20 protein-coding genes and 1 pseudogene are annotated in these 24,852 nt (G+C 61.8%); 10 read left to right on the top strand and 11 right to left on the bottom strand.

Annotated features, from left to right (window positions below; all coding sequences use genetic code 11):
• The first annotated feature begins 9 nt into the window (after positions 1-9).
• From ACFRJ9_RS14585 to ACFRJ9_RS14545, 9 genes and pseudogenes are all read left to right on the top strand, one after another.
• Complete coding sequence (locus tag ACFRJ9_RS14585) at positions 10-879, top strand: ABC transporter permease (protein ID WP_377669203.1); 870 nt, start codon at positions 10-12, stop codon at positions 877-879.
• Positions 876-2,675, top strand: a complete 1,800-nt coding sequence (locus ACFRJ9_RS14580) for a dipeptide ABC transporter ATP-binding protein (RefSeq protein ID WP_377669201.1) — start codon at positions 876-878, stop codon at positions 2,673-2,675. Before ACFRJ9_RS14585 ends, ACFRJ9_RS14580 begins: the two co-directional genes overlap by 4 nt.
• Entirely contained in the window at positions 2,663-4,210 is a 1,548-nt protein-coding gene (locus ACFRJ9_RS14575; protein ID WP_377669199.1) for an amidohydrolase family protein, read from the top strand. The genes ACFRJ9_RS14580 and ACFRJ9_RS14575 overlap by 13 nt, the downstream gene beginning before the upstream one ends.
• 29 nt (positions 4,211-4,239) lie before the next feature.
• Positions 4,240-5,829, top strand: a complete 1,590-nt coding sequence (locus tag ACFRJ9_RS14570; RefSeq protein WP_377669197.1) for a PucR family transcriptional regulator — start codon at positions 4,240-4,242, stop codon at positions 5,827-5,829.
• Positions 5,830-5,993: 164 nt separating this feature from the next.
• Positions 5,994-8,531: pseudogene (gene pepN / locus ACFRJ9_RS14565) on the top strand (aminopeptidase N); the annotation flags it as partial.
• A 114-nt stretch (positions 8,532-8,645) separates the two neighbouring features.
• A complete protein-coding gene (locus ACFRJ9_RS14560; RefSeq protein ID WP_377669268.1) occupies positions 8,646-10,115 on the top strand; it encodes an aminopeptidase P family protein in 1,470 nt (489 codons plus the stop codon).
• Between the two features lie 147 nt (positions 10,116-10,262).
• Positions 10,263-11,849, top strand: a complete 1,587-nt coding sequence (locus ACFRJ9_RS14555; protein WP_377669195.1) for a serine hydrolase domain-containing protein — start codon at positions 10,263-10,265, stop codon at positions 11,847-11,849.
• Between the two features lie 374 nt (positions 11,850-12,223).
• Positions 12,224-13,816, top strand: coding sequence for an ABC transporter substrate-binding protein (locus ACFRJ9_RS14550; protein WP_377669193.1), 1,593 nt, complete (start codon positions 12,224-12,226; stop codon positions 13,814-13,816).
• 592 nt (positions 13,817-14,408) lie between these two features.
• The gene (locus tag ACFRJ9_RS14545) at positions 14,409-15,917 is read left to right on the top strand and encodes an amidohydrolase family protein (protein WP_377669191.1); all 1,509 of its coding nucleotides are present in this window, start codon (positions 14,409-14,411) and stop codon (positions 15,915-15,917) included.
• Positions 15,918-15,932: 15 nt separating this feature from the next.
• Here ACFRJ9_RS14545 and ACFRJ9_RS14540 read toward each other — a convergent pair whose 3' ends face one another.
• The 4 genes from ACFRJ9_RS14540 to ACFRJ9_RS14525 form a co-directional block, all read right to left on the bottom strand.
• A complete protein-coding gene (locus ACFRJ9_RS14540) occupies positions 15,933-17,003 on the bottom strand; it encodes a PucR family transcriptional regulator (RefSeq protein WP_377669189.1) in 1,071 nt (356 codons plus the stop codon).
• Between the two features lie 687 nt (positions 17,004-17,690).
• Positions 17,691-18,833 carry a M20 family metallopeptidase gene (locus ACFRJ9_RS14535; RefSeq protein WP_377669187.1) on the bottom strand — a complete coding sequence of 381 codons (1,143 nt, stop codon included), beginning with the start codon at positions 18,831-18,833 and terminating at the stop codon, positions 17,691-17,693.
• Positions 18,834-18,858: 25 nt separating this feature from the next.
• The gene (locus ACFRJ9_RS14530; RefSeq protein ID WP_377669184.1) at positions 18,859-19,359 is read right to left on the bottom strand and encodes a hypothetical protein; all 501 of its coding nucleotides are present in this window, start codon (positions 19,357-19,359) and stop codon (positions 18,859-18,861) included.
• 475 nt (positions 19,360-19,834) lie between these two features.
• Entirely contained in the window at positions 19,835-20,080 is a 246-nt protein-coding gene (locus ACFRJ9_RS14525; RefSeq protein ID WP_377669181.1) for a hypothetical protein, read from the bottom strand.
• Positions 20,081-20,320: 240 nt separating this feature from the next.
• Here ACFRJ9_RS14525 and ACFRJ9_RS14520 point away from each other — a divergent pair, with 240 nt between their 5' ends.
• Positions 20,321-20,707: a primase-like DNA-binding domain-containing protein gene (locus ACFRJ9_RS14520; RefSeq protein WP_377669179.1), complete on the top strand. Its 387-nt coding sequence runs from the start codon at positions 20,321-20,323 to the stop codon at positions 20,705-20,707.
• A gap of 107 nt (positions 20,708-20,814) precedes the next feature.
• Here the strand turns inward: ACFRJ9_RS14520 and ACFRJ9_RS14515 are convergent, their stop codons facing one another.
• The 7 genes from ACFRJ9_RS14515 to ACFRJ9_RS14485 all read right to left on the bottom strand — a co-directional run bounded on the left by ACFRJ9_RS14515 (position 20,815) and on the right by ACFRJ9_RS14485 (position 24,760).
• On the bottom strand, positions 20,815-21,411 hold the full coding sequence (locus ACFRJ9_RS14515) for a dihydrofolate reductase family protein (RefSeq protein ID WP_377669177.1): 597 nt from the start codon (positions 21,409-21,411) through the stop codon (positions 20,815-20,817).
• A 243-nt stretch (positions 21,412-21,654) separates the two neighbouring features.
• Complete coding sequence (locus tag ACFRJ9_RS14510) at positions 21,655-21,933, bottom strand: DUF1905 domain-containing protein (RefSeq protein ID WP_377669175.1); 279 nt, start codon at positions 21,931-21,933, stop codon at positions 21,655-21,657.
• Positions 21,934-21,997: 64 nt separating this feature from the next.
• Positions 21,998-22,297, bottom strand: a complete 300-nt coding sequence (locus ACFRJ9_RS14505) for a hypothetical protein (protein WP_377669174.1) — start codon at positions 22,295-22,297, stop codon at positions 21,998-22,000.
• A gap of 16 nt (positions 22,298-22,313) precedes the next feature.
• The gene (locus tag ACFRJ9_RS14500; protein WP_377669172.1) at positions 22,314-22,649 is read right to left on the bottom strand and encodes a PRC-barrel domain-containing protein; all 336 of its coding nucleotides are present in this window, start codon (positions 22,647-22,649) and stop codon (positions 22,314-22,316) included.
• Positions 22,636-23,064, bottom strand: a complete 429-nt coding sequence (locus tag ACFRJ9_RS14495) for a hypothetical protein (RefSeq protein ID WP_377669170.1) — start codon at positions 23,062-23,064, stop codon at positions 22,636-22,638. The genes ACFRJ9_RS14500 and ACFRJ9_RS14495 overlap by 14 nt, the downstream gene beginning before the upstream one ends.
• On the bottom strand, positions 23,061-24,290 hold the full coding sequence (locus ACFRJ9_RS14490; protein WP_377669167.1) for an Nramp family divalent metal transporter: 1,230 nt from the start codon (positions 24,288-24,290) through the stop codon (positions 23,061-23,063). Before ACFRJ9_RS14490 ends, ACFRJ9_RS14495 begins: the two co-directional genes overlap by 4 nt.
• Positions 24,287-24,760: a hypothetical protein gene (locus ACFRJ9_RS14485; protein WP_377669165.1), complete on the bottom strand. Its 474-nt coding sequence runs from the start codon at positions 24,758-24,760 to the stop codon at positions 24,287-24,289. Before ACFRJ9_RS14485 ends, ACFRJ9_RS14490 begins: the two co-directional genes overlap by 4 nt.
• Between the last annotated feature and the right edge of the window lie 92 nt (positions 24,761-24,852).

The following is a 24,852-nucleotide window of genomic DNA, read 5'->3' as shown; positions in this document are numbered from 1 at the left end:
AGGATCCGTATGACTGTCACTGAGACACGGTCGACCGTCAGGGGTGGTCGACGCGCCAAGCTGGCGGGCGGCCGGATGGTCACAACAATAAGTCTGGCAATACTGGTGATCATCGTCCTGGTAGCCCTCACCGGCCAATGGATGGTTCCCTTCGATCCAACCGCCCAAGACGTGAAACTAGGAGCGACCTCACCCAGCAGTGCGCATTGGCTTGGCACGGACGCACTGGGCCGGGATGTGTTGTCCCGGCTGATGGTGGCAACCCGTATTGCCTTGCTTGCTCCGGTCCTCATCGCGCTGGGAACCACCATCATTGGTACCTCGCTTGGGCTTTTGGCAGGGTATCGCCGAGGCTGGCTCGATGCCGTATTGATGCGTTTGACTGACCTGATGTACGCACTGCCTGGCCTGCTTATCTTGATCGTCATCGTGGGCATTGCCGGCAGCAGTTACGCGGTGGCCATCATCGCGCTGATCGTGCTCGGATCACCTGCCGACATACGGGTGATCCGAAGCCTCGCGTTGGGGCAGCGGGAACTCGCCTACGTAGATGCGGCCCGGACATTGGGCCTAACGAACCGCCGGATCATGTTCCGGCATCTCCTGCCTAACTTGGCGCCAACAGTGACGGCCAATCTGCTACTCAGCTTCGTTTTTGCCTTGGGGGCGCTGGCGGGGCTCTCGTTCCTGGGGATCGGGCTACCGGCCGGCACCGCAGACTGGGGGCTGATGATCCAGGAAAACCTCAAACTCCTTAACGTCAACCCGTGGGCGTCAGTCGCCCCAGCGGTGCTCATCACCATCACAGCCACTGCCGCCACCGTCCTCGGTGACGCAGTCTTCGAACGGCTCAGTGCCGGAAAGTCGGTATCACCATGACGGAACTGCTTCGAGTCCAGGGATTGTCAGTGTCCTTGGGTGGTCGGCGGATCGTCGACGACATAGATCTGACGATTGCTGCCGGTGAAACAGTGGGCTTGGTGGGCGAATCCGGCAGTGGAAAGTCGCTCACTGCCCGGGCTGTGGCCGGGTTACTGCCACAACCGCTGGTTGCCGGAGGCAGCGTGCGAGTGAAGGGAACTGAACTGGTTGGTGCGCGGGAATCGGTTCTGCGCAAAGTACGTGGCCGCCAAATTGGGCTGCTGATGCAGGATCCGTTCGCCATGTTGAATCCCGTGCAGACGGCGGGCGCGCATATCGCCGAGTCGTTGCCCCATGGTCTGCGCAAAGATCGCTCGGAGGTAATTCGTCGGCTTGCTGAGGTGGGGATCACCGATCCGCTGGTGGCCAAGAAGTATCCTTTTCAGCTTTCTGGCGGAATGCGGCAGCGGGTGGCCATCGCAGCGGCGTTGGCGGGGGATCCGGAGCTGCTCATTGCGGACGAGCCGACAACAGCTCTGGATGCGACCATCCAACATGAGATTATGCAGCTGCTCAGCCGGATCCAGGCGTCCCGCGGGATGGCAGTACTGCTGATCACCCACGACCTGCGGGTGGCGTTTGCGCTGTGTGACCGTGTACAGGTGATGTACGCAGGCCGGGTCCTTGAATCCGGCAACAGCAAAGATCTCGCGTCCCGGCCCGGCCATCCGTACACCGCCAGGCTCATCGGTGCGCTCCCCGCTGTGGAGCGCACCGCCGCCAAATTGGTGGGCATCCCCGGATCCGTACCGCGGGCAGCCGATGTGGTGGACACGTGTGCGTTCGCCGATCGCTGCCAGCAGCGTAAGGACGATTGCACCACCGGCAGGCCAGGGTTGCGTGAACTGACCGATGGACACCTCACCGCGTGCCGTTACGAGTTGCTGCCACTCACGGTGACCGAGACTCCAGCCATAAGAACAGTCATCGGGCCACTCACCGTGGCCGCTGAAGAGCCACTGCTGCAGGTCACTGGCCTGCGTAAGAACTACGGACCGGTGGCGGCCCTGGACGGCGTTGACCTGGTCATCCGCCCCGGGGAGCGGATTGGTCTGGTGGGCGAGTCTGGCTCCGGGAAGACGACACTGGCCAGGTGTCTGCTGGGTCTTGTTGATCCCAGCGCGGGCCAGATTGTTCTGGACGGCATGGACATCACCAATCTCCGGACAACCACGGCAGCCGACCGTCGTCGGATGCGGACCATGGTGCAGTGCGTTTTCCAGGATCCATCGACGTCGCTGAACCCGGCGATGACTATTGGAGCCACTCTCGGGGAGGCAGCAGGGCAAGCTGCGGCGGCCGATCGTCGGACCGTCGGCGAATTGCTGCAATTAGTAGGTCTGCCAGTCAGCTACGCGAAACTGCTGCCGAACAAGTTGTCCGGCGGTGAGAAACAACGGGTTGCTATCGCCCGGGCATTGGCCGTGCGGCCTGCGCTGTTGATCTGCGACGAACCCACAGCATCCCTCGACGTTTCGGTGCAGGCCAACGTCTTGGAATTGCTGCGAACCATTAGTTCCGAATCTGGCACCGCACTGTTGTTTGTCACCCACGATCTCGCAGTCGTCCGCCAGATCACGGACCGAATTATCGTGCTCTTGCACGGGGAAATCGTGGAGACTGGAGACACGGCAGATATTCTCGATAACCCCCAACACAGCTACAGCCGTCGGTTGGTGGCTTCAGTCCCACCGGCCCCCTCGGCGCAACATGTTACTCATCTAGGAGAGGTATCCACCGAATGCACGATCTGATCATTTTGCAGGGGCAAGTGCATGACGGGTTCGGTTCGCCGCCTGTCATTGCTGATGTTGCCATCGCCGACGGACGAATCGTGGCGGTGGGCAGCGATCTTGGTCCGGGGCGGGCAACCATCGACGCTACGGGTTTGGTGGTCGCTCCCGGGTTTGTGGACGCGCACAGCCACTCCGATGGTGTGCCTTTTCTAGCGGATGCCCAGCCATTCAAGCTGTTCCAGGGAGTTACTACGGAGATCATTGGCAATTGCGGGTTCTCCCTGGGCCCCAGCAATCCGAAGGATGCAGCCGAAAGCACTGAGCCGGATGAGCAGCGGTTTCTGAGCTTTGGTGACTATCTGGATGCAGCTGCTGCGGCTGGACCCACTAACCATCTGGCCGGGCTGGTTGGCCACAACTCTGTGCGGGAGACGGTGGTTGGTGTGGAGCGGGAGCTACCGGAGGGTGCTCTTGACCGGATGTGTGAACTCCTCGAGGAAGCGTTTGAGGCTGGCGCGGTTGGTTTCTCGAGCGGACTGGAATACGTGCCTGGTGCGTACTCCGACAGTGCGGAGCTTACCGCCATAGCGAGGGTGGCCCGGCGATACGGCGGCACGTACGCCACTCACAGTCGCAGTGAGAGTGAGGGTCTGGCCGAAGCGATGGATGAAGCCATAGATGTTGCCCGCTCAGCGGGGATCCGGCTGCAGTACTCACATTGCAAGGCATCAGGCCGGGCCATGCACGGATCGTCGCAGTTGATTTTGGACAAGCTTGCTGCTGGCCGTCGAAGCGGTGTGGATGTCCTCGGCGACCAGTATCCGTACCGGGCTTTCGCTACTGGGCTTGTTGCGATGTTGCCGCCCGAGGCACTTGAAGGCGGCGTCGAGGCGATGCGCGCGAGACTAGCGGACCCAACGATCCGTGCTTCGCTGCAAGCTATCGCCGAGAACCCCGACAACGGTACCGGCGTCGGTTTGTGGCGGGAAGTACATCCGGAGGATGTACAGATATTGACCCACAGCAACCCGGAAATAGCCGGCCGACGGCTCTCTGAAGTCCTGGCTGGCCGGAAACCGTGGGATGCGTTGTGCGAGGTACTGATGGAGGATCCCAATGCCGGGACGGTCTGTCACAGCATGAACGAGGATGATGTGTTGACCATCATGGCCGATCCGTTGGTGTCCTTGGGTTCTGATAATGGTTCGCCGGTTGGGCCGAGCCACCCGCGTGCGTTCGGCACTTTCCCGACTTTTCTCGGCAACTACGTCCGTGATCGTGGTGTGGTGACGTTGCCGGAGGCGATCCGTAAGGTGAGCTCGGCAACTGCTGGCCAGTTCGGCCTCACGGATCGAGGTTGGCTCGGACGCGGGGCGGCAGCGGACGTGGTGGTCTTCGACCCAGAGACAATAGGTCACGCAGGTACCTATGAGGAACCTGATGTGCGCCCGACGGGGATGGTGCATGTGCTCTTGGATGGTGAGCCGGTGATCGTCGATGGTGAATTCACGGGAGCCCGGCGCGGCCAGATACTGAGGTCAGGCCGTCGATGAACTCGTTTGGGCAGGTCAACAATGCATCGTTGGCATCGGCAGGCATCACGGTGGGTGTTTTGCTCGATAGCTTGGGCCCGGACATGGTGCGGCCCTTGGCGTTGCCACACGGCACTTCAGTGCCGATCGGTTCGCCGTCGATTCATGACACAGACCAGACTCACGTGGAGTTGAGCGATGCTGTGTTGCTGGTGCCGGGCCGCCCGGGCGCCGACCTGCTGGAATTGGCTGTGGACGCGCACGTCGCAGCTGTGGTGGTGCGTGCCGGGGCGATTGACCCTGAGCCACTGACGGCGGCGGCCAATCGCGTTGGCATGACGCTGTTGGAGTGCAGCGAGGAACTCTCCTGGGGCCAGCTGTATGTGCTGATCGATGCGCTGCGGGCCATCAGCGATCCGGGGCTCGAACAAGATGATCGGCGGGCGGCCGACTTGTTTTCCCTGGCCAATGACATAGCTTTGCGGGCAGGTGGTGCCGTTGCTATCGAGGACCTGTCCATGCGGGTTCTGGCGTACTCGACCATTCCGGGTCAGGAAGTGGACGATCTGCGGCGGGACGGGATCCTTGGTCGCCGGGTGCCGGATCACCCGGCCAATGCTGAGGACTACGCCACAATATTGCGCGCTGAAACTGCGATTTGGAGCGTGGAACAGCCTGAGTTCCGGCCGCGTCTGGCCATCGCGGTCCGCGACGGCGGCGAAGCACTGGGCAGCATCTGGCTACTTCAGGGCGAGAAGCCGTTGTTCGGCAAAGCCTCAGAGGTGCTGGCCGAGGGCGCTCGTTTGGCTGCCCCGCACCTAACCCGACTGAAAGCCGCTGCGGACACCGACCGCCGGCAGCGGGCGGAGCGGTTGGGGCAGCTGTTCCGCGGGACCGGGTCGAATCGGCGGGTCGCCGAGTCCTTCGGGCTGCGCTTTGACGCCGCTGCGACGGTGGTGGTGATCGGCCGGGATGAGAACCTGCCAGCCCACTCGCGGGGGATGTCGGCGGAATCTGCTGCAGTGAATGTCAGCGATCTGTTGAGGATGGCGCTGTCCTCCTACCGGCTTCGGGCCGCCGCCGGATCACTCGACGGTCAGACGGTTGCTGTGATCGGCGCGGCAGCTGACTCTCCGGTGTTGCAAACGATCGTTACCACGGTGTTGGCCCGATCTGCGGAGAGCGTGGGAGGCGGTTGGCGGGCAGGTATCAGCCGCACACTGGACAGTGTGGCGGACGTCCCGGTCGGATTCACCCAGGCAAAACAGGCCCTCGACGTGGTGTCCGGGCCGTTCGGCCACGGCGAGATCGGCCAGCACCAGGAGTTGGGGGCTTCGTTGTTCCTCCTGGAAGTGTTCGAGGCCCTGCAATTCCGTTCGGCCCTGGACGCCGAACCCCTGTCAGTGGTGGCAGATCACGATAACCGGCAGGGGACCGACTACGTTAAGACGCTCCGCAGCTGGATCGCCGCGCACTACGACATCCCCCGAGGGGCGGAGGCGCTGGTGTTGCACCCCAACACCTTGCGGCACCGGCTACGCCGAATGGCCGAGGTGGTTGACATCGAAGACCCCGATGTGCGGCTGGCCTTGGCTTTGCAGTTGCGGATGCAGGAGATCAACACCAAGATGATCGGCTAACACCAACCGGAGCAACTCGTGTAGCACGAGTTCCTACTCGAGGCTCACTTTGGCTGGTGGGGTACAAAGCCATCGGTTCGTAGCTTGGATCCGGTCCTCAGTTGAAGGCCCTCTCAAGTGCTGCACGCCAGCTCACAACATTTAAAGGACGAATTTTGCACAGCATGAACCTGACACGCGCTGAAGTCCGCGGGCGCGCTGACCTGATCGCCGTCGACTCCTACGATGTCAGCCTGGACCTGACCCGGGGAGGGAAGGTTTTTGGGAGCACCACCACGGTGAAGTTCAGCGCAGAAGCTGGCTCCTCCACATTCGTCGATGCCGTGACGGCCACCGTGCACAGTGTCACCCTGAACGGCTCCAGACTTGATCCCGCCACGGTAGCGGACGGCAGGCGGATCCATCTGGCGGACCTTGCCGAACAGAACGAGCTCACCGTGGTGGCGGATGCCCTTTACATGAACACGGGCGAAGGCCTCCACCGATTCGTGGACCCGGCCGACGGCGAGGTTTATCTCTACAGCCAGTTCGCGGTTGCTGATGCGCGGAGGATGTTCGCCGTGTTCGAGCAGCCGGACCTGAAGGCCACTTTCTCCTTTACTGTCACAGCACCCTCGCATTGGGACGTAATTTCCAACTCGCCCACTCCGGCGCCTGCGGAGACCACACCCGGTGACGACGGCGGTGCACGGTCTGTCTGGTCCTTTGCGGCGACGCCCCGGCTGTCCTCCTACGTCACCGCTCTGATCGCGGGCCCTTACCAGTCCGTACGCAGCGAGCTGAAAAGTTCCGATGGCCGCACGATCCCGCTGGGCGTCTTCGCACGGAAGTCCCTGATGCAGTACTTGGACGCTGAGAACATCATTGAGGTGACCCGGCAGGGCTTCGGGTTCTTCGAGGCGCAGTTCGGCTGCCCATACCCGTTCGAGAAATACGACCAGCTTTTTGTACCGGAATTCAACATGGGTGCCATGGAAAACGCTGGCGCCGTGACCATCCAGGAAGGCTGCCTCTTCCGTAGCAAGGTCACAGAGGCCCACGTTGAGCGCCGTGCCACCATAGTGCTCCATGAGCTGGCGCACATGTGGTTCGGAGACTTGGTGACGATGCGATGGTGGAACGATTTGTGGCTCAACGAATCCTTCGCCACGTATATGTCGAACCTCGCCGCGGTGGAAGCGACCTCATTCACCAGCGCGTGGACCACGTTCGCGTCGTCGGACAAGTCCTGGGCCTACAGGCAGGACCAGTTGCCCACCACCCACCCGGTCTTCGCGGAAATCAAAGACTTCCGGGACGTGGAGTTGAACTTCGATGGCATAACCTACGCCAAGGGCGCTTCCGTCCTGCGCCAACTGGTGGCGTGGGTGGGTTCTGAGCAATTCATGGCCGGTGTGCGGGAGTACTTCGCCAAGCATTCATGGCAGAACACGGAACTGAGCGATCTCATGGCCGAGCTCGAGAAAGCCAGCGGGCGCGACTTGGACGAATGGGGACGTCAATGGCTGGAAACCGCTGGGGTGAATACGTTGACGCCGGAGCTGGAGGTCGACGGCGACGGCAGGATCACCTCGTTCACCATCGTCCAGTCCGCCGTTGAAGCGTGGCCCACCCTCAGGGCCCACCGGCTGGCAGTAGGGTTTTACAACCTCAACGGTGCCGGGAAGCTGGAGCGGGTGAACCGGGAAGAACTGGACGTGAGCGGTGAGCGTACTGACGTTCCAAGGCTCGTTGGCTTGGAGCGCCCGGACCTTATCCTGGTCAACGACGACGACCTCGCCTACGCCAAGATCCGGCTCGATGTGGAGTCGCTGACCACGGCGACGAAACACCTGAAGGACTTCAGCCAAAGCCTGCCCCGGACGCTGGTGTGGAATTCTGCGTGGGACGCTGCCCGCGACGGCGAGACGCCCGCAGGACAGTACGTGGAACTTATCATGGCCAACGTCGGCGCCGAGACGGATTCCTCGGTCATTCAGGTCCAGCTCCGCCAACTGGCGACCACGCTGAACTTCTTCGTCGCGGAAGAACATCGGGAAGCCACCGCGGTGGCGGCGGTGGATCGGCTGTGGACGCTTGCCTCCAATGTGACGGCCAGTGCCGATGCCAGGCTGCAGTTCGTGAAGTCATTCGTGCTGTTGGCCCGCAGCGAAAAACAACTGGACACAGTCGACGGCCTCTTCAAGGGCACACTAACTCTGGACCGACTGACAGTTGACCAGGACCTGCGCTGGGAGCTGCTGACATCGCTGGTGGCAGGCGGCAGAGCAGGCCGGGACTGCATCGATGCCGAGCTGGAGCGGGACAACACGGCGAACGGCCAGAATTCTGCTGCCCTCGCTACCGCGGCCATCCCCACGCCGGAAGCCAAAGCAGCGGCCTGGGACTCAATCGTGGTCAACGGCGAACTGTCCAATGCCCTGCAAGCCTCGGCTGTTACCGGCTTCATGCGCGTCCTTGACCGGTCGCTCCTGGAACCGTACGCGGAGAAGTATTTTGAGGTGATTACGGGCGTCGTTGACAACAGGACCTCAGCGCTCGCTCAGCAGATCGTCGTCGGACTCTACCCAAGCCTGCTGACCACGCAGGCGACAGTCGACCGGACGGATCGCTTCCTCGCAGAGCTTCCGCTCGAAAGTGCAGCTCTCCGGCGCATGATGCTGGAGAACCGCGACGACGTAGCCCGGGCGCTGCGGGCACGGAAACTGGTACACGTGTCAACGCCGGAGTCCCTGGACACTTCCGCTCCCCAGTCCGCCGACGGGCGCGTCAGTAACCGCTCGCAACGGCCCGATTCAGACGCCTTTAAGTCCTTTATGGCCAGCAACTGGCAGCCCACCAACCAGGAACTCCCTGCGCGTGCCGCAGTGGCCACGTACGCCCAATACCGCCGCAAGGCCATCTCCGATCAATTCAGGGGAGAACGCGTGGTTATCCCAGCCGGCACCCTAAAGGTCCGTTCCAACGATTGCGACTACCGCTTCCGGCCACATTCGGCCTTTGCACATCTCACCGGGCTGGGCCTGGACCATGAACCGGACGCCGTGTTGATCCTGGAGCCGATTGAGGACGGAAAGGGCGACGACGGCAGTCACCACACTGCCACGCTCTACTTCCGTCCGCTGGCCGGCCGGGACACAGAGCAGTTCTACTCCGACCCACGCTCCGGCGAGTTCTGGATCGGAGCCCGACCCACTCTGGCTGAGTTGGAAGCACGGCTGGGCTTGGCCACCGCCCACATCGACCAGCTCGAAACGGCCATCACCAAGAATGTGGGAAGCGCCGATCTGGGCGGTACCCCCATCAGGCTGGTTCGCAAGGTGGACGACACCATCGACGCTGTGGTCGGCACCGCTCGACGCAATGCGGCCAAAGACTCTGAGGAACCTGACCTCGCCATCCATGATGCTCTTGATGAAAAGCTCAGCGAAGCCCTCTCCGAGCTGCGCCTGCTCAAGGACACTTGGGAAATCGAGCAGATGAAACTGGCCGTCGCCGCTACCGTTGAAGGCTTCGAAGAGGCTGTTAAGGCACTGCCCCGGGCGCTCACCCATCCCCGTGGCGAACGCGTGGTGGAAGGTGCGTTCTTCGCCCGCGCCCGGGAAGCCGGCAATGAGCTCGGCTACGACACGATCGCGGCCGCGGGCGAAAACGCCACGGTGCTGCACTGGATCCGCAACACCGGCCGGATCGACGCCGGTGACCTCCTGCTGCTGGACGCCGGCGTGGAAGCAGACTCGCTGTATACCGCCGACATCACCCGCACGCTTCCTGCGAGCGGTATTTTCGGTCCGGTGCAACGCAAGGTTTATGAGGCGGTCCTGGACGCGGCCGACGCCGGGTTCGCTGCCGCCCGGCCCGGCACCCGGTTCCGAGATATCCATACGGCTGCCACCACCGTCCTTGCTGAGCGCCTGGCCGAGTGGGGACTGTTGCCCGTGAGCGTGGAGGAAGCGATTAGCCCTGAGGGCCAGCAGCACCGCCGGTGGATGCCGCACGGTACCAGCCATCATCTTGGCCTCGATGTCCATGACTGCTCCCGGGCCCGGCTCGAACTCTATTTGGACGGAATCCTCACCGAGGGCATGGTGTTCACTATCGAACCCGGCCTGTACTTCAAGGAGCAGGACCTCGGCATCCCGGCCGAATACCGCGGAATCGGTGTCCGCATCGAGGATGACATCCTGATGACCGCTGAAGGACCTGTCAATCTCAGCGCCGCCCTGCCCCGAACGGCGGACGGCGTGGAGGACTGGATGGCCCGTATCTCCAAAGGAAATGCCTGAAGAGAGTCGGTCTGCAGCACGAGTTTGACCCCTCCGCTGGGGTTCGCGTCTGAGCAGATGACCTGCGCAGTCGGGAGCAGCGGTTGGGATGTGGTGCGGGACAATGGTGGCGGGTTGAATGTTGCACATTAGGACAATCCGGCGGGTGTGGGGCTCTGGGAGCATCGGGATATGACTCTTAAGACGCAGTTATCCGAATTGTTAGACACTGTTGTTCGACCCGGTGGCCCTGGGGTTGCCGTGGGCGTGTATTCCGATGGCAAGCTCATTGAGCATGCTGAGGCGGGGCTGGCGTGTATTGAATTTGATATGCCCGTCACAGCCACCACCCGTTTTGATATTGCCTCGATGAGTAAGCATTTTGCTTCGACCGCGGTGTTGTTGTTGTGCCGGGATGGTCAGATCTCCCTCGATGACGACATTCGTACGCATTTGCCGGAGCTTAAGCTGTCCTCGAAAGTGACGGTGGGACAGTGCTTGCGTCACACAGGCGGGGTGCCGGATTACCTTTCGTTGAGCCGGGTGGCTGGGCGGACGATGACCCGGATCACTCAGAATCAGGTGCTTGCCTTCATCGCAGAACTCACGGAGCTGAACTTCGAGCCGGAGACCGACATTTCGTACTCCAATTCGGGGTATGTGCTGGTGGCCTCGCTGGTACACCGGATCACGGGGAAGTCATTCCGGGAGTTTGCTGCCGAACGGGTCTTCGAGCCCCTGGGGATGACCGAGACGTTCTTCCGTGATGACAGCCGCGAAGTGATACGGGAATTCGCATACGGCTATGAGGTCACCGATCAGGGTGTGCTCAGGGCAGATTCTGAGGAATCGCTGGTAGGCGATGGTGCCCTGGTGACCAGTATTGCTGACCTGGCGCCGTGGTTCGGTTTCCTGCAGAACGGCCGGGGGCTCGGAGTTGAGATCAGGGACGGGCTGCTGGCACAGGTGGGGCCCACTGGATCGAAACCCCGAGAGTACGCCCATGGCCTGATTCACAGCGTGATCGGCGGCGAAGCGGTGTTTGGCCACGCCGGTAGCGTGCAGGGCTATCGGTCACAGTCGCTCTTTATGCCCAGCAAGAATGTGGGTGTTGCATTGCTGAGCAACAATTCCTCAGTGGACACGGACAAGGTGGGTGCTGAGTTGCTGCTGCTGGCCGCTGGCCTGTCGGAGGAGCCGGAAGAGTTCGTGGACGGATCGGACGCTGCGGCCGGCTTGGCTGGTTACTGGCAGGACGAGGGCGCCGATGCCTTTGCCCGGATTGAGGCCGGGAATGGCCGGATCCAGCTCTCGAACGGGTATTTCGTCAGTGAGTTTGCGTTGGCGACCGATGGCACGTGGTACGGGCAAGGCAAGGCAGCCAGCATGAAGCTGCAGGGGTCGGGGGAGAGCTTGGTGTTGGGGTTGGTGTCGTCGCCGTGGATGGATCGCAGTTACCGCCGCTGCGAACCTCCCGTCCCTGATGCGTCGTTGGCGTCGGCCGTTTACCGGAGCCCGGAACTGGGGACGTTGATCACGGTGGGCGGGAACGCGGTGGCTGAGATCGGGTTGGATCTTGTCGCTTCGGTTGAGCCTGGACCGGATGGTACGTTCTCCGCGGCGGGTGTGGTCCTTCGACCTGATGGTGAGGACCTGTTGGTGAGCAGCCACGGGGTTCGTCGGGTTCGGTTCCAGCGGCAGAGCGAGGATACGGTGCCGGTTGGTGTGCCGGCGGGCTTGAATGTGCGCGACTGACATCGGCCTGCCAGAGAGTTGATCGGTAGTAGAAAGCACCCGGATGGACACGTTGTCCATCCGGGTGCTGTTCTTTGCTGCCCCGGGTCGATACTGCGCCAGGGATCGGCGTCGACCTGGCGCATTTGGTGGTTACGCCTCGCGCGGGCTGGGATACGTTGTAGAAATGTTCAAGGCTGGACAGCTTTGATTGAAGAGCCGGACAACGGTGCCGTCGCGCTGATGTGGGATTGTGTTCTGAAGCACACGATCTCGGTCATCCGCCGCAGGATTGTGCAGAGAACTTTTCCGCAGCGTTGATGTTTGCCGCCGCGTGTGGCCGCCGGTAACCCCGATGGGCCTCTCCCAACCACTTTTCCTCTTAGGAGAGCTCAATGTCGTCATCAAGTGTGAAGCACTTCAGCGGTCATCGGACCCGTCTGGGTGTTGTCCTGGTCAGCGCGCTGTTGCTGGCTGGTTGTAGTGGCGGTTCGTCCACCAGTGATCAAAAGGAAAGTCCGGCGGACACCGTCGTGGTTGCCTTGTACAGTGCCCCGCAGGTTCTGGTCATTTCTGGCGGCTGGGAGCTCTCCCTGCAAAACGCGGTGATGGACACGGTGCTGGGCCGGGATTCGGACGGCAAATTGATCCCCCGTCTCGCGGAGTCGTGGAGTGAGCCAACACCGAATACCTTGGTGTTCAAATTGCGCCAGGGCGTGGTGTTTTCCGATGGTACGCCGATGACCGCTGAGGATGTGGCGTTCTCGTTGCAGCGGCACACCGATCCGCAGGTGGCCTCGCAGGTGGCAAGTGTCGTGGCAACGGTGGAGTCGGTGAAAGCTACTGCCGCGGATGAGGTCACGGTGGTCCTGAGCAAGGGAGCGCAGACCTTCCTGGCCAACGTTCCTGTGATTTGGCAGGTTCTTCCGAAGAAGCTGGCCGAAGCTCATCCGCAGGACTTGGGAACCCCTGAGGTCCCTCCGATCGGAACCGGCCCGTATAAGATCACGAACTTCTCCTTGGTGGACGGGTTGAGCCTGGAACGGAACGATAAGTACTGGGGGACAAAGGCGCCGATCGCCAAGGTGAAAACCGCTGCGATCACCAGCCCGGATGCTCTACGGCTGGCCGCGACCTCTGGGGACGTGGACTTTGTGCCCGTGCTGGCTACGGACTTCAAGAATTGGGAGTCCGTGAGCAACTTCGATCTGCAGAAGATCCACAGCAACGGCATTGAGTTCCTCTGGATGAATGTGAACGATCCGTACCTTTCCGATCTGCATGTCCGGCGGGCGATCGCCCACGCCGTGGACCGTGAGGCCGTGCTGGGGTTGTCCACTGATGGTCACGGCCAACGAGCCGATACCATCGTCCCGCTACCGCAGCTGACGAACCTCTACGGCGAGGACGGATACCAGCAGGTCGTCGACGGTATACCGCACTACGATTACGATCTCGAGGCTGCAAAGGCAGAGCTGGCGAAGTCGAAATTCCCGAACGGTTTCGAGATGACACTGAACCACAACGCCGCTGATCCGCAAATGAATTCCCTGCAGGCCATCAAGGCCGACCTGGCCAAGATCGGAATCAACCTCACCCTCAATCCCGTTCCGGCGGACAAGTTTTGGGCGTCAACGATGCGACACGAGGACCTCACCCTCGGCCTGTCAAGCCTTGGCTACGTCACCGCCGACGTTGGTGAGGTACTGCCTGACCTCCTCGGTAGCGTCGCCGCCCAGCCTCAGGGCTTCAACTTCTCCCAGTTCGCCAACCCGGAGATGGACGCGAAAATCGACGACGTCCTGGGAACCGCCGGCGAGGCACGCAAGGCCGCAACTGCTTCGGTGATGGAGACCGCCGCCGATCAGGTGCCCTACATCCCGATTGCCTACCCGGACTACGCCTATGCAGTGAGTAAGAAGTTCACCGGACAACAGAACGTCTGGACCTTGGATCCGTTCACAACGCTCAGGCCTGCGGGATCCTGAGTGTTCTCTACCGGAGCCCGGAACCGGGGACATGATCACGGTTGCTGGGAGCGCTACGGCTGAGATCGATAGGATCTCGTCGCCTCTGTTGAGCCAGGACCGGCTGGTACGTTCTCCTCGGCGATCATCGGTGGGAAGGACATTAGACCTTCCTACCCCGATGCTGTTGTCAGCAGTGCGGCTATCCCGCTAGAGCGTGTCTTCCAATTGGCGGCGTGGCTGGGTCGCCCCTTGGAGCGCGCCCTGCCGGTAGTGACTACGAGAGATACTCCGTGTCTCAGACCACAGAACCGCAGATGCTGGTCCGGTGGAGCCATGGTTGGGAATTCCCGAATAGGCCACAGGCACAATCAATTCAGAGAATTGCGATAGGAAGCCCGGGTGGCCGGGAGGGCGCTTGGCTCGGCAAATGTTGGTGACATCGTATCCTGCTGATTTTGATCTGGTTCGTTTCAGGGGACGAAAGTGTCCCCACGAATCGGTGGAATTCAGCCAATCAACCGGACCAGTTTTATACAAGGATGGTGGCAGCACTTGTCCTTGATGACTCGACCAGAAGGTGGTTCTTGTGCCGAAGCACGAAAATAGAGGTTTGCAGACAGGCCGTGCCGGTGCATCCCGCAACGGCAGTGCTCCTGAAAGCCATGACCTCGTCATAGTAGGTGGGCGGGTGATCGACCCGGAGACGGGTCTGGATGGTATCCGGAACATTGGCATTACCAACGGATCCATCGTCTCCGTCACACACGATGATCTTCAGGGCGCGGTGACCATTGACGCTGCAGGATTGGTCGTAGCGCCGGGATGGATCGACCTGCACAGTCACGCTCAATCAGTTGCCGGTGGCCGGCTGCAGGCGAGGGATGGCGTCACCACCGCACTGGACCTTGAAGGTGGCTTCCTCGGCGTTGCGGCTCACTATGAGCGTGCCGCTACTGAAGGGCGGGCCATCAACTACGGCTTCTCAACCTCATGGCAGGCAGCGAGGATGGTGGATGTGGGCGGCCTGGCTACGGCCGATTTGGTCGACTCCATGGCCTATTTCGGAGATCCCGCCTGGAAAGTCAGCGCCACCAAACGTCAGATCACTGCCATGGTGGCGCGGCTCGGCCAGGATATCGATGATGGCGCCATTGGACTCGGACTGCTCATGGGGTATGCCCCCCGCGTCGAACCGTCGGAGTACCTCACCATGGCTCAGCTCGCGGCCGACACTGACACCGGCACGTTTACGCATGCTCGTGACCTCGTCGAGGACGTCCCGGACACTGTGATTGATGGTGCCGAAGAAATTGTGAACGCAGCTCAGGAGACAGGCGCCCGGTCCCACTACTGTCACGTAAACAGTACGTCGGCGTGGCATGTCGACCGCGTGCACGACTTGGTACAGCGCGCTCAAACCGAGATAACGACGGAAGCATATCCGTACGGTGCCGCCTCAACGTCGATCAGCGCCGATTTCCTTTCCCCTGACCGTCTGCACGAGCGAGGGCTTACGCCGCAATCGATCGTGTACACGCCAACTGGTCAACGGGTCGCCGACAATGCCATGTTGGCCGAACTCCAGCGGAAGGATCCTGGCGCCGTCGCGATTGTCCACTTTCTCAATGAAGCCGATCCTGTGGAACAGGCGATTCTGGACCGTGCGCTGCTCTTTCCGGGGACCGTAGTAGGTTCGGACGCCATGCCGCTCATCTGGCCGCAGGAGCGATACGACCCGTACGCCTGGCCGCCGGCAGATGTCACCCACCACCCCAGAGGGGCGGGCAGCTTCTCACGGTTCCTTCGACGGTATATGCGGGAGCTGGGCGCCATCTCCCTGTCCGAGGCAGTAAGTCGCTGCGCGCTGGGCCCTGCAAAGGTGCTCGAATCGTTCGTCCCGGCAATGCGTCGCAAGGGACGCGTCCAGCCGGGTTGCGATGCTGACCTGGTGGTATTCAATCCGGAGACTGTCACTGACCGGGCGACCTATGCCACAGGCACTCTTCCCTCCACGGGATACGCCTACGTCTTGGTGGGTGGCCAGGTCCTGGTAGACCACGACCAGTTGCGCCTTGACGTTCTTCCGGGCCGCCCGGTGAAGTCCCACACCGACCAATAGGCCGAAAGGAGCGCGCTAGTCCAGGACGTTGGTCTTCGCGAGCAAGCGGAGTTGCACCATGGCTTCGAATCGATCATCAGGCGACGACAGATCTATCTGGCCCACTTCGGCCACCCGCTTCAGGCGATAACGGAATGTGTTCGTGTGGACGAAGGCAGCTTCTGCAGCTTCTGCGCCGTTGCCGAAGGCATTCAGCCAGCAGTCAAGTGTCTCCAGGAGACGCCCATTGTGTTCCTTGTCGTAGTCGCGGAGCCTGGCCATCGGACCACTGAGCTGGTCCCCACGTGCGAGCACCATATCGCCGAGCTCCAAGATGAGTTCACCGATCTGGACTTCGGAAATTGCCGCGACGGCCCCCGGAACTCCTAGGTCGAGCATCACTCGAGGTGATCTGTCGGCTCCCATACGCGACTGAATGATGTGACTGCTGTCCTTGGCGACAATGCCCACTCCGGCCACGGCCGAGACTTTGGAGCCAAGGCGCCCGAAGAAACTCGCCATCATTCGTTTGGCGCGATGCTCCCCATCGCTGACACTGGATACAAAGGGCAGCAGCCCATAGGCGACGTCCCCGATCAGGGCCACGGCCGACCGCGGTGCGACTGCTCCGAGATGGATCGCCAGAGCATCCGCCAATCGTTGCCGCTCTGCGATGACCCGGGATTCGGAGACAGGATCCTCGGCGTCAAAGTCGTAAGGCAGAAGGCCCAGGGCGACCACCGCAACCGCATGCCCAAAGAGACCCAACCGGCCCAGGGCTTCCGGGGAACCCGGTCCCCCTTCAATGGCAGTTGCAACCAGGTCGGTCCGCAGACGGCGCTCGACGTCGGCGCCGGCACGCAGGCGCAGCATGTGAAGCGCGACGAGTTTTGCAGCATCAAGGAAAGCCTGCGTCCGTCCCTCGTTCAAACGCTCCGGGACGGCCGCCCAAGTCGAGCCCAGGATCTCATCCCCGGCTCGTACGGCGACCGCCACGCGGAGCATGACTTTCTCCTCGAAGTCCAGCGACTCAGGCTGGGAGTAGATTTCACCCTTGCTCCTGTAGAGGGCGGTGATCATTCCGGTACTTTCCAGTACCTTCGTCACGCGTTGGGGGACTCTGCGACCCAATATCGTTTCCACACAAGAGGCATCTGCGACGATTTGTCCTGCCGAAAAGGCTAGGACATTGAAATTTCGATCCTCTATTGTCACAGTCGCATCCACCAGGGCCGCGATGGCATTAGCCAACGTAAGCAGATCCCCCGACGGCGTACCGCCCAGCGTGCTTGCCGCCTCGTCACCGACATCATTCTCACCCAGGACATTGCGGAGCATGGCTGCAAGTTGCGACGCATCTTGCACGGAACCGTAGTGGTTGACCAGGTACACCCTGGGGTGTCCGCCTAGTTTGTTGATGTTGAAAAGGGCATTCCGACGGACAAGGTCCGGCCGCGCACATCGCTTGAGACGCCGGCAATGTGGCTGTGCATCGTCCTGCTGTCCGGGGGTCCCCAAAATCCTACGCAGGCCCCTGGCAACTGGCCTTCGCTGAAGGCCCCGGCGACGTAATTGCCAGAAGTCGTAAGAGCCTGGAGCATCTCGGGGCCAATGAGTGATGCCCCACCTCCGGATTGCCGGATGGCATCAAAGATTGCGGCGCAGTCACGAAATTCCGCGTGCGTGGTGAGCTGCCGGATCTCGACGCCGGAGCGTGCTGAAGCCGCGACGCTCTGGCGCAACGCATCCTGGCTCAGGTCCTCGCGAAAATCACTGTTGGACCGAACCATTTCCTTAAGACCCACTCTTTGTACCAGGCTCGATAAGCCTCGTGACGAGGGCCGTCAGCAACGCCGCTCGAAGGGGGATTTCAGCGACAAGGACATGTTCGTTCTCCGCGTGGGCCCCGCCACCGACAGCTCCCAGTCCGTCAAGGGTGGGGACGCCGATACCGGCAGTGAAGTTGCCATCCGAGCACCCGCCAACCTCAGCACTCGTGAGAGGTTCCAAGCCGAGTGCGGTTGCCGCTTCCTGTGCCAGTGCAAAGAGTTTCGCACTGGCAGCAGCCTCCATCGGTGGGCGATCCGGGCCCCCGTTGACGTGTACCAGGGCTCCGGGCAGCACTGGCGTGAGCGCCCGGAGTTCCCGGTCCACTCTTTCCTGTTCCGCGGCCGACCACGCTCTGACGTCCACAGCTACGTTCGCCGCTGCAGGAACAGTGTTCGTGGTTGTACCGCCACTCCCGGCCGTTGGCACCACGCTGGTTCCCAGCTCAACCGATCCGAGCGCGGCAATGCGGGTTACTTGGTGCGCCAATTCGACGACGGCATTAACGCCCAGGTGCGGTTCCAGCCCGGCGTGCGCGGCACGGCCCGTCACGGAAACTTCGTAGATGGATGCACCCTTGCGCGCACTCTTCAGCGCTCCATTGTCGGCCGAGGCTTCAAGGACCAACGTTGCCAGTGTCCCTCTGGCGGTATCTTCGATCAGCCGCCGGGAACTGCCGGACCCGATTTCTTCGTCTCCGGTGATGAGAATGGCTACAGGGACTTCAGCCCCCAGAGCGGCTGCAGCGTGCAGGGCCATCACAACGCCTACTTTCATGTCAAAGCACCCGGGCCCCCGCAGGGTCCCATCGTTCAGCGAGAACGGAATCGAATCCAAGGTGCCAATCGGCCACACAGTGTCATAGTGGCCGAGCATGAGAACTTTGGGCAGATCATCAGAGAGCATCCACCGGAGGTGCGTGCGACCATCGATCACGATCCGCTCGGCCTCCACGCCCAGGATCCGGTGACCCAGATTTGCCACAGCTTCGGCCGCTGCAGCAGTGGCAGCAAGGTCCTCGGAGGGCGATTCGCACTCAACAAGTGTGCGAATGTCTTCCAGCATTTGCGGAAGTCGTCGGGTGAAATCTGCTACGAGTTCTGCGGTCATGGTGGCTCTCCTCGGTGTGTCGTGGCTAGTGGAACGGCACCAGGGCAGGCCCGCTGTGGTGCTTGCACTGAGAGCGGGATTGGCATGCCGAACGTTCCCGTGTCGCGGGCCGTCTCCTCCTACCGATAAGCATGTTCCTTTTGGAGGCGCCTCCGTTCGTCTTTTTGTGACAACCTGAGGGTTCGCGTTCGTCCCTTGGGACGAGAACGGTGTCGTTTGAATTGACAGAGGTATGCCGTGAGTCGTCCCCGTGCCGGGAGCCAAAAGTGCCACCGTCTACTACGATTCGCTCGTAGAGCCATGCCGCGATGGCCTGGGTCAGTTGCCGGGGTTTGGCATCCTTCAAGGCTGCGGCATCAAAGGGGAGTGGCGGCTGGTTCCCGTTGACCAGGATCCGGCGGAAGCCATGCTCCCGTGTCTGGGCAGTTGCGTCCAGGAATTGCAGTTCGTTCAGGATCTGCAAATCGAAGGTCAACGCGCCCTTGGTGCCGTACACCTCAATTCTGAGCCGGGATGTGGGCTTCATGCAGCGCGGGGCAACTCCAAAGGAAACCCTGAAAGTTTCCGCTCGCTCAAGCAGGCAATTCAAGCCGGAAGCCGCAACTTCCGCAGCGGAGAATCTCGTCCGGTGGAACCGGGTTCTTCGACATGACGGCTACCTTGCCTGCCTGAGTTCTGGACGTGACCGATTGATGGACAGGTAGAGTCTGCCCTCGTGATCTAGCGCCTTTCGGATTACGGATCACCCCTCAAAGTCCACTTCTTATGGACTAGCGGCATCCTTCGCGCCCACGCTGATCGAGCAGTCACGGCTAGGACAGGCATACAGCAGTGGGAGAGAGGCAAGGAAAGACGCCGACGGCGGGTGGATAAGTTCGCCGTCCTGGCCCGGTGCGCTGGCGGAGTTTGCCTCCAAGCTGTCCGCGCGGTGACCGTGGCAGAAGACGTAAAAGGGTGTGTCTCGGGCGAGGTCCGTTCAGACCCCATTGACCTCCGGTGATTCAGAACAATAGCCTCACAGAGAAGTACTCGGGTTCCCGGTTGGTTGAGCGGGCTGCCGCTGTTTTCACTGCGTTGGGTGCTTCGCTGAGACTGCGTGAGTGCACGATGAGATCAGGCATTTCAAGAACGTGCAGCTCAAACCATTGGTCCGCAGCCCATGTCACTGTCGCCGTAAGCAGGACTGCTTTGGGCGGCTTCTTTGGCCCGTCAACTTCACCCTTGGGACCCGGTCTTGCTGACGTCATGAGATGCTCCCCGCAGCCTGCGGAGCGCTGAACCGAGCGTCGGTGACATGGCAGCCCATAGGCCCTCCCTCGCGCTCAGTTTGGGATGCCGACTACTTGACCTAAAGCAGCATATCCAATGTTAGATAGAACACGTCAATGAGACCAGTGGCGTCTTGTCTCCATCTCCCAGTAGCGCTGGATATCGCTGACATCCCGAGTTGAGCAGTCCTGTAGTCTTGGTGGACAATCCCTTCGCTGATGCAGACTGGCGGCTCCTTTGGATGGCCGGAGGCCGCTGCAATCATCGACAACCAAATACCCCTCTTCTTGAGCGAATGCGTCGTCTTCGACGATGATTCCGCCGACGGGCTCAGCCACATGACGGTCTATGGCCTCTACATCAGTTGGTGCCTCACCGGGAACAAGACTCCGTTGCCAGGCCAGGAATTTTGCAACGCGTTGCGGCTCCACGGTCTGCAGTCAGAAGCCCGCTATGGAGTCGAACACTACCGGGGTCTCCGCATGGCCGATTCCATATCCCAAGACGAGACCGTCCAAAGCGCCGCTTCCGTCCGCAAATATTCAGCAGGCGAGATCCACAGCGACGCCACAGATCTCCGTACCTTCGTGACATCCCTCAACTAAGGCGCCACCGGCCCACTCCACACGAAAGAAGAAGCCATGTCCCTCATCCTTGTTACCGGTTCGATGACCTCCGGCTCGGCCACTGAGGCGGCAGCTTCATCGCTCGCTCAGGCGTACTCGGGGCGGCCGCCCACACTGTAGGTGAGGCCAACGATGCCGGTACCGAAAACGCGGGACTCGATCAGGTCGAGTGCGAAGTCGAGACCGCGCTCGGGGAGCAGACGTTCGCCTTCGCCAATGATCACCGGGAACTGGATCAAGTTCAGCTCGTCGACCAGCTCGTTCTCGAGCAACCACCGCGCGAGTGCCGCGCTGCCCACCACGAGGAGTTCACCGCCGGGCTGCGCCTTGAGTTCGCGTACGCGAGCCGTGATATCGCCGGAGATGACAGTGGTCGGCTCCCACGTCGGTTCAGTCACGGTGGTGGAGACGAGGTATTTCGGTTTCGAGCTGATCGCCTCGCCGAAGCCGCCGTCGTCGCTGCGGGCACCCCAATATTTCTCGAACAGACCGTATGTCTTCCGGCCGAGCAGGAAGGCGTCCGGACGTTGCCAGGTGTCGAGGATGTACTGAACGGCCTCACCGTCGTTGAGCGGGAGTGCCCACCCGCCGCGTGTGAAGCCGGGGTCCATCTCCTGGTTGTTGCCGCCGTTCGCCTGAGCGACGCCGTCAAGGGTGACTTGCAGGCTGATGGTGAGTTTCATGATTGGTTCCCTTCTTTCATTAGTGAGGCGAAATGGTCCTTGCCGGTTGCGACAGCGCCCGTAAGCCGGTGAGCCGGCTGGCCGCGCCCCTCGCGGGCGGGCCCACCACCAATCTAAGTCGGTCTATCTCAGGGCCCAGCCGGATTCGATGGCCGTGTCGGTCTCTGGTTCCGGCCAGTGCCCTAACGTCCTGATGAGTGCCAAGCCGTGGGAGTCAACGGTCATCAATTAGCTCTCGACGACCTACCGGCGTTCGGTGAGGTGGATCGTGACGTCATCGCCGTCTGTTTTACCGATCCTGCGGCGGATCGCGTCGGCCACGGGGAGCTTGTGTGTCCCGTCGCCCAATGCCATGAACGCGCTCTGGAATGGTTGGCCATCGATGGTTCCGGCGACTTTCACCAGGCCGCGGGTTCCGAAGATGCTGGCCGAGCCCGGAAGCTGGACGCAGGTCCATGTATCGCCGTCACGGACCTTGCCAAGGGTGGCGGTGAAGGTGATGTCGAGCGGGCCGGGAGTCATGCCTTGTTTCTCCGTTCCGGTGTTATGTAGGAGGGTACACGGGAATCACCATGTGTTCAGGACCCTAGGAGTAGCGCCCGCAAAGGCGTCCTCCAGAACGACGGGTGCCTACTTCCACGGCTTCGTCGCTGCTGCCGACGATGGTGGTGGTGCGCTTGAGCCTTCGCAAGGCGACGGCGCAATCGTTGCGGATGCCCGTGGACGTGGTGATCATCGCGGCCGCGAACCCGGTGACGCCGTTCAGGAACTCTTTGCGGTACGCGGCGTCGGCGATCAGGTTAGGCAGGCGCTTGAAGTCTTCGTGTTTGGTGGGGACTAGTCCGGGTTGGTCGTGATCGAGGCGGTGGACGTACAGTGGTGTCACCCTTTCTGCGGGGTCGTTATCTTGCCAAACCTGGGGCATATGGTGTGAACCCTGCACGTACGGTCACCGCACGAGGCCCCATTACGGCGATGTCCTCCCACAGCACCAGGAACGAGCCCCTGTGTCGCCAGCGCAGCAGCTGTGCCACCGGCCATGGTTGCGTCAGTTCCTGCCGTTCGTAGCCCAGGAACGACGACGCCGTCCTTGGACTTACCACGATTCCCACCAGGCGGGCGTGGCTGAGGAGTTGCGTCGGTGCCGAATCCAGGGCGAAGCGGAAGTCGGAGACTTCGCCCAAGCGCACGCCGTCGTTGTCCAGCACATCACAGCCGAGCACGTCAGTCAGGATCATGGCGACCTCCCGGAATCCGCCCGATCACGTGGTTCCTGAGCCATCGTTCCACCCATGAGGCGTCGAGTGAATCGGAACGGACGCCGAGGGTCACAACCGTATCGACGCCGGCAACGGCAGTCCACGGAATTCGGATCAGCCTGCTCGACGGCGGCCTGCCGCCGAAGATTCGGGTCCCCAGGACGGGGCCGGTCAGCAGGGCGGTAATGTGCGGTGCTTCAGTGCCAGTTGGGATTGGTTCGTCAGGTATGGGGCCGCTCAACTCGACGTCGTCCACGGTAGTGACGGGGACGCCGTCGACGTCCAGCATTTGCCGGTCCAGCAGATGGAGTTGGGCATCGAGCACCAAGCCGGCCACGCGTGGAGCGGGCCGGAGTTCGTGCGCCGGGATCTGCCGTATTTTCGGTTTCTTCATGCCCCTGCTCCTGTCGCAATCATCAGCGGAATGGCGGCGAGTGAGGCGACCAGGATGATCACAAGGTAGATCAACCCGGCCACGTTGACGGCACGGTTGTTGACATGTTTGCCCATGTACTGGGGATCGTTGGCAACGATCAGGATCGGCAAATATGTCAGGGGGAGCGCGATCGCCGAGAAAACCACGGAGTATTCGGTCACCAGGATGGGATCCACGCCTGTGGCCAGGACTGCAACCCCGGCCAGCAGGACCACGATCATGGCCATGTGGAACCGGGCCGCCTGCGCGGGGCGCCGGAACTTGCCCCATGACCAGCCGAAGTATTGTGCCAGCGTGTATCCGCTGGAGAGTGTCGTCTCCAGCGCCGCGCCGAATGTCGCGGCCACGATGCCCAGAATCAGCACGGCCAGGGCTAGCTGTCCTCCGGCTTGGGCTACGGGCAGCGCGACTTGCGACAGTGTGGTGACGCTGATCCCGGCGGGCAGAAGAACGACGGCGGCGCACGCGGCGATCGCGATGGACAGGAACCCGCCCAGCGGGAAGCCCAGGAGGACGTTGATGCGGGACTGGACGAGGTCTTTGGCGCTCCAGCGCTCCTCGACGGCACCGGAGGAGAAAAAGAACACCTCGTAGGGTGTCATCGCTGCGCCGAAGAGAGCAATGGCGAAGTACCAGTAGACTCCGGCGCTCTCCTCCTGGGGGACCGACGGGGTGAACGCCTGGCTGACCAGAACACCCCAGTCCGGCTTCAGGAGAAAGAGGGCCACGGCGAACACCACCAACGACAGCCCAACGAGACCGGTGACGTTCTCCATGATGCTGAACTTCACACGCCAGATCACCAACCAGACGGCCAGCAAAGCGAACGGGACCCATAGCATGTAAGCCACTCCGCTTGCCAGCTGGAGGGCGAGTGCGATGCCGCCGATCTCGGCGGTAACGGTCATGAGGTTGATCAGGAACGACGCGCCAAGGTTGGCAAGACCGGCCCGTGGACCCATACGCTCACGAATGACCTCGAACGTTGCCCGCCCGGAAACCGCCGCCACCCGGCCGGACATGTTCGCAAACAGGCAAATCCCCACCACACCAACCACAACCACCCATGACAAGGACAGCCCAAACCTGGAGCCAACCACGGCGTTGGTCACCAAATCCCCGATGTCGACGAAGCCCCCGATCGCCGTCAGGATGCCGAGTGCAACACCGAGGAGCCGTTTCATTGGATGCCGGCCCGGGTCATGAGGGCGTCCAACTGATCCGTGGCGCCGCGAAGTTCATCGAGAACACCAGGTAGTTGCCCTGTTTGCCCGTTGCCGGATTCCCCGGTCGGGGCCGTGAGGGCATCGCGGGCGTGGAGTATCGTCCGGGAGACAGTGGTGAAAGTTGCCACGGTGCTATCGCGAAGTGATTGCTCATCTTCGGTGGCCACCGTCAAGCCTTCGACGTCGTCGATGGCGGATTGGACTTCGCGAAGCATGTCGTCCGCCACTGTGGTGCCGGCCGCCGCCGTCGTGCGTTCTCTGCTGCGGAGGTCCACCGCGAGGGTGGTGGCGCGCAAGGCTGCGGAAACTGATTTCGCCGGCCCTTCCAAGGACTCAGCTGTTGGGCTTGTCGAGCATCCGGACAGGACGCCGGCCAGGAAGGTCACAGCCAAGACAGCTCCGGTGACACGTCCTGGAGGCCGGTTCACAGCGACCGCACTACCGGGCAACCGGCCAATGCGGCGAGTCCGGCCTAGCGGCCATAGCCGCCCCTCCCGGTAACGGCTTCCGATTCCGGGCC

It is taken from the genome of Paenarthrobacter sp. NPDC056912, assembly GCF_042786555.1.
GTDB lineage: Bacteria > Actinomycetota > Actinomycetes > Actinomycetales > Micrococcaceae > Arthrobacter.
Note: the sequence above shows the minus strand (reverse complement) of the source record. Positions and strands in the feature narration are given on the sequence as shown.